This is a genomic window from Carnobacterium sp., assembly GCF_032094055.1.
Taxonomy (GTDB): domain Bacteria; phylum Bacillota; class Bacilli; order Lactobacillales; family Carnobacteriaceae; genus Carnobacterium_A.
Genome location: NZ_DAMDAK010000039.1, coordinates 7253 through 8670 on the forward strand (window position 1 = coordinate 7253; position 1418 = coordinate 8670).

General features: G+C 39.3%; 1 protein-coding gene and 1 pseudogene. Both read right to left on the reverse strand.

Annotated elements, in window-relative coordinates:
• Positions 1 to 507: class I fructose-bisphosphate aldolase (locus tag RT405_RS07500; RefSeq protein ID WP_313468858.1), on the reverse strand; the 507-nt coding region annotated here is incomplete at its 3' end.
• A gap of 279 nt (positions 508 to 786) precedes the next feature.
• Positions 787 to 1385 (reverse strand): annotated as a pseudogene (gene msrA / locus RT405_RS07505) (peptide-methionine (S)-S-oxide reductase MsrA).
• Positions 1386 to 1418 lie beyond the last annotated feature (33 nt).

A 1418-nucleotide genomic window follows, 5' to 3' on the forward strand; every position in this document is an offset into this window, starting at 1 on the left:
AGCAGCAATGATTTGTTTTCCAACTTCAAATTGTTGGTCAACCACTGCTTTAATGCCTTCTGGGTTGGCTTCTTTGATTACGGAACGCATTTTCGTACCGAAAATATGACGTTCATTCGCTCTTTTGAGCAATTCATCTAAATCAGGCATTGGTTTCATTAATTGGACGCCATTTGAGCTGTCTGCCAAACCTTTATCGACTTTTAAGAATGGAGCGATCCCTTTTTTCTCAGCCAAGTAATCGGCAGTGTGCATACCTTCGATTTTGCGATCCATTGTTTGTTCAAAAAGAATAGCACCAAGAATGTAATCAGAACTAAAAGCTGGCGCAGTAATGATACGCGTTCTCATTTCGTGTACCAGATCAAACATTTCATCTTCAGATGAATAAGCATCTTCCATGACACCATAAATTGCTAAAGCTTTTGGAGTACTGCCGCCGCTTTGATCAAGTGCTGCAATAAATCCTTTACCATTTCTGACTTTTTCTAATTGACTTTCTTGCATTCTTCCCACTCCTTTATCATAATTCTTGTTTCTTTTAGTTATCTGCAAATCAACTTACAAGCAAAAGAAACACTCTATAAGTATTGTAACACTAAAAACCAAAAGAGTAGTAGTAATGAGCATTGAAGAAAGCAAATTTTAAAAGTTAAGTTGAAAAAGTGGGAATCAGCAAGTCTAGCTAGCTATTCATCAAAGCCTTTGCCAAAAGACGAAGAAGTAAGTTTTTATTTATTTAGCAGCAGGGAAAGCCGCTGCAATCATACTAAATAAGGCGATGGATCACCATTTGATGTTGGTCAAAGCTGTCTCCAGTATGCTATAACTGTTGGGGTCAAGTCCCCATTGGCTGATTTCTGCTTTAATATCAGCTAATGTGCCGAATTCTCTCACAAAACCATTTAAACGTGCAGCAATCGTTGAGTCAACGAAAGTCGTATAATCTGGAAAGAGTGGCAGAATAGTCTCTACTGCTTTAGGGAAACGATTTAAAAAATATTTTTGGTGGCGCTCTTCTGCTCGATAAAAAGCAGTATACGGTTGAAACTCTGTCTGAATCTTTTTTCCAGTTTCATGTTCTTGTTCAGCTTTAACTTGTTGTGCGATTGCTTGTTGTTTTTCATTATGATAAAGCAAAAGAGAAAGGTACTGGCGTTCCTTAAAGTGGCGATCCTTAACGGCATCGTGGTTTTGCCAGAAAATAGCCAAAATGTCTCTATAAGAAAGGCGACTGGGGTCAAAGTCGATTTCAATTGTTTCTGTATGATTCCGATGTTTCTATAAGTGGGATTATCTGAAGTGCCGCCAGCATAACCGACACGTGTGCGAATCACACCGTGAAGATGACCAAATCGGCTGTCTGGTCCCCAGAAACACCCCATTCCAAGAGTAGCGGTTTCTATAGTAGCGGCTTG